At 57.4% G+C, this 7,468-nt stretch carries 11 protein-coding genes; 5 read left to right on the top strand and 6 right to left on the bottom strand.

Features of this window, described 5'->3' with window-relative positions; all coding sequences use genetic code 11:
* Positions 1 to 281 (top strand): HAD-IA family hydrolase (locus HX846_RS08465; protein WP_178965244.1); only part of this gene is annotated, 281 nt, incomplete at its 5' end.
* 17 nt (positions 282 to 298) lie between these two features.
* Here HX846_RS08465 and HX846_RS08460 read toward each other — a convergent pair.
* Both HX846_RS08460 and HX846_RS08455 read right to left on the bottom strand, forming a co-directional pair.
* Positions 299 to 613, bottom strand: coding sequence for a hypothetical protein (locus HX846_RS08460; protein ID WP_008438700.1), 315 nt, complete (start codon positions 611 to 613; stop codon positions 299 to 301).
* 159 nt (positions 614 to 772) lie between these two features.
* Positions 773 to 1,033 carry a hypothetical protein gene (locus HX846_RS08455; protein ID WP_003219977.1) on the bottom strand — a complete coding sequence of 87 codons (261 nt, stop codon included), beginning with the start codon at positions 1,031 to 1,033 and terminating at the stop codon, positions 773 to 775.
* A 170-nt stretch (positions 1,034 to 1,203) separates the two neighbouring features.
* Here HX846_RS08455 and HX846_RS08450 point away from each other — a divergent pair, with 170 nt between their 5' ends.
* A complete protein-coding gene (locus HX846_RS08450) occupies positions 1,204 to 1,662 on the top strand; it encodes a DUF2214 family protein (protein WP_008438699.1) in 459 nt (152 codons plus the stop codon).
* A 120-nt stretch (positions 1,663 to 1,782) separates the two neighbouring features.
* Here the strand turns inward: HX846_RS08450 and csrA are convergent, their stop codons facing one another.
* A complete protein-coding gene (csrA, locus tag HX846_RS08445) occupies positions 1,783 to 1,977 on the bottom strand; it encodes a carbon storage regulator CsrA (RefSeq protein ID WP_003192511.1) in 195 nt (64 codons plus the stop codon).
* 263 nt (positions 1,978 to 2,240) lie between these two features.
* Here csrA and HX846_RS08440 point away from each other — a divergent pair, with 263 nt between their 5' ends.
* Entirely contained in the window at positions 2,241 to 2,618 is a 378-nt protein-coding gene (locus tag HX846_RS08440) for a hypothetical protein (protein ID WP_032899812.1), read from the top strand.
* Between the two features lie 43 nt (positions 2,619 to 2,661).
* Here HX846_RS08440 and HX846_RS08435 read toward each other — a convergent pair whose 3' ends face one another.
* From HX846_RS08435 to HX846_RS08425, 3 genes are all read right to left on the bottom strand, one after another.
* Positions 2,662 to 3,351, bottom strand: coding sequence for an endonuclease (locus HX846_RS08435; RefSeq protein WP_008438696.1), 690 nt, complete (start codon positions 3,349 to 3,351; stop codon positions 2,662 to 2,664).
* 4 nt (positions 3,352 to 3,355) lie between these two features.
* The gene (locus tag HX846_RS08430) at positions 3,356 to 3,607 is read right to left on the bottom strand and encodes a DUF1654 domain-containing protein (protein ID WP_023659007.1); all 252 of its coding nucleotides are present in this window, start codon (positions 3,605 to 3,607) and stop codon (positions 3,356 to 3,358) included.
* Between the two features lie 230 nt (positions 3,608 to 3,837).
* The gene (locus tag HX846_RS08425) at positions 3,838 to 4,926 is read right to left on the bottom strand and encodes an asparaginase (protein ID WP_003219965.1); all 1,089 of its coding nucleotides are present in this window, start codon (positions 4,924 to 4,926) and stop codon (positions 3,838 to 3,840) included.
* A gap of 566 nt (positions 4,927 to 5,492) precedes the next feature.
* Between HX846_RS08425 and HX846_RS08420 the strand changes: the two genes are divergently transcribed.
* A complete protein-coding gene (locus tag HX846_RS08420; RefSeq protein ID WP_003219963.1) occupies positions 5,493 to 6,452 on the top strand; it encodes a sugar ABC transporter substrate-binding protein in 960 nt (319 codons plus the stop codon).
* A gap of 58 nt (positions 6,453 to 6,510) precedes the next feature.
* Positions 6,511 to 7,468 (top strand): sugar ABC transporter ATP-binding protein (locus tag HX846_RS08415; RefSeq protein ID WP_178965243.1); only part of this gene is annotated, 958 nt, incomplete at its 3' end.

Genomic DNA, 7,468 nt, shown 5'->3' with positions numbered 1-7,468 from the left:
CGGTGCTGGTCACCGCGGAGGATGTCGCCAGCGGCAAGCCGGATCCGGCCTGTTATGTGCTCGGTGCGCAACGGCTGGGAGTACCGGTACAGGACTGCCTGGTGTTTGAGGATGCCAGCGTCGGGATTCGCGCCGGCGAGGCGGCGGGGGCCGATGTGATGGTGGTGACGTCGACCCACCTTGTGCCCATGGTCACCGCGCATCCGTCGATTGACGGGTATGAGCGTCTACAGGTTCAGCGGGACGAAGCCGGGCTGTTGCATCTACAGCGCCTGGCGTAAAAAAAAGGCCGACCCGGTTACCCGGATCGGCCTTCTTCGTAAAGGGGCGGTTCAACGTTGGAGCCGTTTCCAGTCAGCGTCTGCAGGCGGTTGCCCTTGAGCCCCTGGCGGGACAAGACCATTTCCTTGAGGATTTCGCTGGCAAGCCTGGCAATCGCCTCCGGCCCTCGATGGTGGGCGCGGACGATGCCGGTCACTGCAAAGTGATCAGCTTCCGGGCCGCTGAGAATCGCGGAAAGCGTGCCATCGGCATGCAGGGTGCAGACGATTTTGTAGCTCGGCAGGCGCGCTGCCAGTGCTGATTCGATTTCGCTTTTACTCAGTGTGTCCATCAGCGCTACAACCTTTCACCGACCGTGCATGCCCAAGCATAGGTTGTGTCGCGCAGCTGTAAATACCGGCGATCTGATAGCAACTGCGGCGGCGGTTTCAACCCGCTTGCGGGATACACCGCGCTGGGGCAACGAACTTCAAGATGAAACCCAAAGCCGTCAGGATGAGGCTTTGCGGCGATCACTGTGAGGCGCGCGCCGGCACAGTCTGCGATGGACGGCGACCTGAATGGGCTTGAGGCAGAAGAAAAACAAGTACGCGCTCAGGAACAGCGTCAGGTCCAGCCATGAGTAGGCTTTGTCGGAGGAACCTTCGATTTCGAACTTGAGGCCATACTCCAGCGCCACAAACGCCACGCTGATCAGCGTGACAATCAACCAAGACTTGGATAAGTAAGGCTGTTTAACGGTACGCCTCATCAACGTGCTCCTTGGCGCGCTGCAGACTGTAGGGGATTTGTCACGAGATTCGGCCCTGGAAAACTCCACAAGTTCCCTTTGTTTGCAGGCTGTTTCATGCGTTGAACGCAGCCAGCGACTATTACTGAGAAGTGTTCCTGCCATGTGTCATACAAAAGGGAGTACGCCTTATGTTGGTTCAGTGGTTTCTTGCAGCAGTCCATTTACTGGCATTCGCCATGGCATTGTCGGCCGTGCTTGCGCGTGGCAAGGCATTGCGCGGTGTATCTGATAGTGACCCATCCACCCTGCGCCGCGTATTGATCGCGGACAACATCTGGGGAATCAGTGCCCTGGTGTTATTGGTAACCGGTGGCCTGCGGGCCTTTGGCGGCTACGAAAAGGGCAGTGATTATTACCTGCACCAGCCGTTGTTTCACGTGAAGATGACGCTGCTTGTATTAATTTTGTTACTGGAGCTCGCGCCGATGATTCGCTTTATCAAATGGCGCATCGCGTTGGCGCGTGGCACGCGCCTCGATTTGCACCAGGCAGGTCTTTTTGCGCGCATCAGCCATGTGCAGGCGTTACTACTGGTGCTGATGATGATTGCAGCGAGTGGCATGGCACGCGGTGTCGGCCTGGGATGACGCTGGCCTGACGCTGGAACAAGGGAATAGGGCGCGCTGGCCGCGGGAAGCCGCGAGCAGGCTGAAAGAGGTTTTCGCCAGCCGTTACAGTGAACGAAAGGGCTGGCTACTGGAGGCGCTTCAAGGTGTCTGGTTTTTATCCGGAGCCGTCAGGCCCGCCTGGATACGTTGGTAGATCTCCTCGCGATGCACGGCAACGTCCTTTGGAGCATTGATGCCGATTCTTACTTGCTGGCCGCTAACGCCCAGGATGGTGATCGTGATGTCATCACCGATGTTTATGCTTTCACCGACTTTGCGGGTGAGTATCAGCATGGACTTCTCCTTGATTGCTTTGAAGGACACATGTTTCAGACAGGGCAGATGTCGGATGTGTGTAGCTTACTGCGAAGCGCTTCCCTGTGGCTGCCTCTTTTAGGACGCATAGAGGCGGCATTAATTCCCATGCCGCCATCATACAGGTCTGCGATACATCATTCGCATTGTTTAAGCCAACGTTTATGACGGCCAGAATAGACAGTGAATGATAAAGTCGCCTCTTTGATCCTCTAAGGAGCAGGGTAGTGCGTAAAGTAGCGATGGCAATTGCGGTGTTGGCATTGGCCGGTTGCGGTGAAGGTAAAAGTGTCGACGCCCCCAAGGCCAGGCCTGCCGTTGCCGAGGCGCCCGCCCAGGCGCAACCTGCGGTCGGCGCGATCGCCTCTCAAGAATGGGATGTATGGGTGGGGCCGCCGGATCACAAGCTGCAGGCGATGACTGACCTGACCGCGTGGTTGCTGGAACACGGTTTCAGTTTCTATCTGGCGAAGGAAGACGGTAAGGACCAGGTGCTGCTGGGCCCATTCAGCACCAAGGCCGAGGCCGAGGCGAAACAAGCGCAGTTGACCGAGAAACTGGCCACTGCGAAGAAGAATGACACGGTGTCCGAGGTCATCGAACACAAGGTTGCGCAGTAAAGAGTCGACAAGCGGGAGGCCATGGCGCTCCCGCTTTTTTCGTTCAGCCGCAGGCTTTCAAGTTCACCGGGCCGACAAATTCATTGCCGCGCCCCATCACGCACGCCACGGTTTGATTGCGCTGGCGTTCCCAGGGCTGTACCGGGTAGGTCTTGTTCCAGGCTTCATACAGCTGGCGATCCTGTTTGGACAGGCGCAGGCCATACTGCTTGCTCATATAGAAATACGTTCGGGCGATCATGCCGCGAATGGAAGGGCGGGGCATGACCTTCTTGGCCTTGAAGTCCACCTGGGTCAGGCATGATCCATATTGGCCGCTTTGTACCGGCAGCCAGCCAAAACTGAAATTGTTTCGGTCGCCATTCACCTCGCCGATGCTCGGCACCAGGTTGTGCAGGTCGGCTTCGGCCCGCTTGTAGACCGCGTCCTTGCGGGTGCAGTTCTTGCGCCCGCCATCCTGCCAGCACTGGCGCTGATGGCCGATCTGCCAGGCCGGAACAATGTGTTCCCATTCAATACGTGCTGCCCGGTTGGCGTTTTTGCGCGGGATATAGCCGCAGGCTTTCAGGTCTACCCGGTTGCCGTTGTATTTGCAGCCGCAATAGAACTCCGTGGATTGCGGTTCATACAGCTTCCAGGCGATTTTCTTGGCTTCGCTGAATGTCCTGGGGGCTTGGGCTTGAGCGGTAACAGCAAAAAACACACACAACAGACTGATAAAACGGACACTCATTGACTCAATCTTCCTTCGGCACAACCCAGAAAATCTGCACGCCACCGTCATCGCGATAGGCGAGGGTGACGTTATCGTTTTCTGCTATCTCTTCCAGTAGTCGTGCCCACTCGTCTTCCGGTTCCTCCGGCAAACGAAAAATCAACGCCGCCTTGTTTTTTTGGGCATTGGTGGAGTTGATGATTTTCTGCACTCGAACGGCCAGTCGTTGGTAGGCATCAGGAGGTGTTGGTGCTGCGGAAGAGGGCTTTGCCACGGAGTATTCCTTATTAGGCTGTACGTGCATACAGTATTTAACTGTGGGCAATTTCGCAACTGCTTAAAATTCAAGAATTTCTTCTGACAGTGATTTTGCCGATTTGGTGTAAGAACGCTTTGTTTTTCAAAGGTTTTTTTGCGCGGGGGATAACGCGGGGGAAATCAGACCCGCTCGCGGTACGCCACGAGCGGGATGGCCCAACCGTTGCCGGCCGGGCCCGGGAGCGATCAATATTCCCAGAACATCCGTTGCAGTTCCTTGCTGTCCTGGGTCTTGGTCAGGGCGACCATGGCCAGGATGCGGGCTTTCTGCGGGTTCAGGTCATGGGCAACTACCCAGTCGTATTTGTCGTCTGGTTGTTCGGCGTTACGCAGAACGAAACCACCGGCATTCACGTGGGAAGAGCGAATGATCTGTACGCCTTGCTTGCGCAGTTCCTGCAGGGCAGGCACCACCTTGGACGACACCGAACCATTGCCGGTACCGGCGTGGATGATGGCTTTCGCGCCGGCCTGGGCCAGAGCCTTGTAGGCGGTGTCGCTTACGTTGCCATAGGAATAGGCGATTTCGACGTCCGGCAGGCTTTTGATGGTCTTGATGTCGAATTCCGAGTTCATGGTGTGACGCTTGGCTGGCAGGCGGAACCAGTAGGATTTGCCTTCTACCACCATGCCCAGCGGGCCCCATGGGCTCTTGAACGCTTCAGTCTTGATGTTGATCATCTTGCTGACGTCGCGACCCGACTGGATCTCGTCGTTCATGGTCACCAGTACGCCTTTGCCGCGGGCGTCCTTGCTGCCGGCGACGGCAACGGCGTTGTACAGGTTGAGCATGCCATCAGCCGACATAGCGGTGCCTGGGCGCATCGAGCCGACCACGACGATTGGCTTGTCGGTCTTTTCCACCAGGTTGAGGAAGTAGGCAGTCTCTTCCAGGGTGTCGGTACCGTGGGTGATCACGATGCCGTCGACGTCCTTGCTGTCGGCCAGTTCGGCGACACGACGACCCAGTTGCAGGAGGTTTTCGTTGGTGATGCTTTCGGAGGCAATTTGCAATACTTGTTCGCCGCGGACATTGGCGATCTGGCTAAGCTCAGGAACACCGGCGATCAATTGTTCGATGCCGACCTTGGCGGCCTGGTAGGTCGCACTGTTGGCCGCGCTGGCGCCGGCGCCGGCGATGGTGCCGCCGGTGGCAAGGATCACCACGTTGGACAGTTTTTGCTGGGTTTCAGCTTCTTTTGCCTGAGCGGCAACGGGGAACAACAGCAGGAGGGCTAACGCGCCCGGTACGAAAGTTTTCAACGCAGATTTCATTATTCTTCTCTCTAGTTTTGATGAGTGCTGATGCAGGTTCATCTAGAAACACCCGGGCGGTTCTGAACGCCACGAGGTGCTGAGTAAGAGCAGGATTTGTACCAGTGGGATTTTGTTTGGCAATAGAATTTAACCTATTGATTTATATCTATATTTGTTTGATTTGTAAGTAAATGGCTTGGTCTTCTGTCCGGCTTTCCGAACAAAGCGGTGCACGGGTGTTCGGTTGTCCGAAAAGGATGACGGAAAAGTTTGGTTTTAAACGCAGGAGGCACGCCGCGACCTGTCGTTTCAGAGAACGATCCAGCAACGCGGATGTTTAAAGGGGGTACCGGATGGCTTCGAGGGCAGGGCGTAAAGCGGATTCAACAAAAGGCTGTTTTCTCCCGTTGACAAATCTCGACAAGCTTCTCATAGTTTGACCTAACGCAAACGTTTGCGAGATGTTTCACGGGGTGCTCCTCGAGTGTCGTGAAAGCTCGTATCAGCCGCCCGGGTGGGTTGGCTGCCGAAGCATTCTTCGGTGCAAGCGTTGCTCACAATAATCATAAGATCGGAGTGAACCCATGAAGCTGCCATTTGCTGGACGTCTTCTTGCTGTCGCTGTGCTTGCTGCCGCATCCGCTGCCCTGCCTCTTTCCTCTGCATTTGCTGCCGAGACCGCCGCCAAACCCAAGGTCGGCCTGGTCATGAAATCCCTCGCCAACGAATTCTTCGTCACCATGCAGGACGGTGCCAAGGAATACCAGAAAGCCCACGCCGCCGACTTCGACATGATCACCAACGGGATCAAGAACGAAACCGATACCAGTGCGCAGATCGATATCGTCAATCAGATGATCCTGTCCAAGGTTGACGCGATCGTCATTGCTCCCGCCGATTCGAAAGCCCTGGTCACCGTGCTGAAAAAGGCCTCCGACAAAGGCATCAAGATCGTCAACATCGACAACCGTCTTGATGTGGATGTACTGAAAAGCAAAAACCTTGATATCCCGTTCGTAGGTCCAGACAACCGCAAGGGCGCGCGCCTGGTCGGTGAAGAACTGGCCAAGCACCTCACCAAGGGTGACCAGGTTGGCATCATCGAAGGTGTGTCCACCACCACCAACGCCCAGCAGCGTACCGCTGGCTTCAAGGACGCGATGGATGCCGCCGGCATGAAGATCGTCTCCACCCAATCCGGTGAGTGGGAAATCGACAAGGGCAACGCGATTGCCGCTGCCATGCTCCAGGCAAACCCGAACATCAAGGCGCTGCTGGCCGGTAACGACAACATGGCACTGGGCGCAGTATCCGCCGTACGTGGCGCCGGCAAGGCTGGCAAGGTGCTGGTCGTAGGCTACGACAACATCGAGGCCATCAAGCCGATGCTGCAGGACGGCCGTGTCCTGGCCACCGCCGACCAGGCTGCTGCCCAGCAAGCCGTTTTCGGTATCCAGAACGCTCTGAAGCTGGTCAAGGGTGAAAAAGTCGATGCCGTGGATGGCATGATCGAAACCCCGGTCGAACTCATCCTCAAGAAGTAATTCCCCGGCAGCACAAAACAGCGTCCGCTCACCCGAGCGGACGCCTGGAGACGTTCCTATGTCATCTTCCGCACCGAACGCTGTCCTCTCGGTCAGCGGTATCGGCAAGACCTATGCCCAACCGGTTCTGTCCGACATCACCCTGACGCTCAACCGTGGGGAAGTGTTGGCGCTTACCGGTGAGAATGGCGCGGGGAAAAGCACCCTGTCGAAAATCATCGGCGGGCTGGTCACCCCGACCGACGGCCAGATGCAGTTCAATGGCCAGGCCTACACGCCAGGCAGCCGGACCCAGGCTGAAGAGCAGGGCATCCGCATGGTCATGCAGGAGCTTAACCTGCTGCCAACCCTGACGGTCGCTGAAAACCTGTTCCTCGATAACCTGCCCAGCCACGGTGGCTGGATCAGCCGCAAGCAACTGCGCAAGGCCGCCATTGAAGCCATGGCCCAGGTCGGCCTGGACGCTATCGACCCGGACACCCTGGTCGGCAGCCTCGGCATCGGCCACCAACAGATGGTCGAGATCGCCCGCAACCTGATTGGCGACTGCCACGTACTGATCCTCGATGAACCTACGGCGATGCTGACCGCCCGTGAAGTCGAGATGCTGTTCGAACAAATCACCCGCCTGCAGGCCCGGGGCGTGGCGATTATCTATATTTCCCACCGGCTCGAAGAACTGGCCCGGGTTGCCCAGCGCATTGCGGTGCTGCGCGACGGCAAGCTGGTGTGTGTCGAGCCGATGGCGAACTACAACAGTGAGCAACTGGTCACGCTGATGGTGGGCCGCGAACTGGGCGAGAAAATCGACCTGGGCCCGCGCACCATCGGCGCGCCGCTGTTGACGGTAAAAGGCCTGACCCGCTCGGACAAGGTCCGCGACGTGTCGTTTGAAGTGCGTGCCGGCGAAATCTACGGCATCTCCGGCCTGATCGGTGCGGGCCGTACGGAATTGCTGCGCCTGATCTTCGGCGCCGACCTGGCCGACAGCGGCACCGTGGCCCTGGGCACACCTG

This window comes from Pseudomonas sp. K5002 (genome assembly GCF_013386655.1).
In the GTDB taxonomy this organism is placed as follows: domain Bacteria; phylum Pseudomonadota; class Gammaproteobacteria; order Pseudomonadales; family Pseudomonadaceae; genus Aquipseudomonas.
This window is presented reverse-complemented; position numbering and strand designations above follow the sequence as displayed.

What these genes read in the sequence shown, in the direction of transcription:
- HX846_RS08460 (WP_008438700.1), bottom strand. Translation starts at nt 613, where the DNA reads ATGGACACACTGAGTAAAAGCGAAATCGAATCAGCACTGGCAGCGCGC.
- HX846_RS08455 (WP_003219977.1), bottom strand. Translation starts at nt 1,033, where the DNA reads ATGAGGCGTACCGTTAAACAGCCTTACTTATCCAAGTCTTGGTTGATT.
- HX846_RS08450 (WP_008438699.1), top strand. Translation starts at nt 1,204, where the DNA reads ATGTTGGTTCAGTGGTTTCTTGCAGCAGTCCATTTACTGGCATTCGCC.
- csrA (WP_003192511.1), bottom strand. Translation starts at nt 1,977, where the DNA reads ATGCTGATACTCACCCGCAAAGTCGGTGAAAGCATAAACATCGGTGAT.
- HX846_RS08440 (WP_032899812.1), top strand. Translation starts at nt 2,241, where the DNA reads ATGGCAATTGCGGTGTTGGCATTGGCCGGTTGCGGTGAAGGTAAAAGT.
- HX846_RS08435 (WP_008438696.1), bottom strand. Translation starts at nt 3,351, where the DNA reads ATGAGTGTCCGTTTTATCAGTCTGTTGTGTGTGTTTTTTGCTGTTACC.
- HX846_RS08425 (WP_003219965.1), bottom strand. Translation starts at nt 4,926, where the DNA reads ATGAAATCTGCGTTGAAAACTTTCGTACCGGGCGCGTTAGCCCTCCTG.
- HX846_RS08420 (WP_003219963.1), top strand. Translation starts at nt 5,493, where the DNA reads ATGAAGCTGCCATTTGCTGGACGTCTTCTTGCTGTCGCTGTGCTTGCT.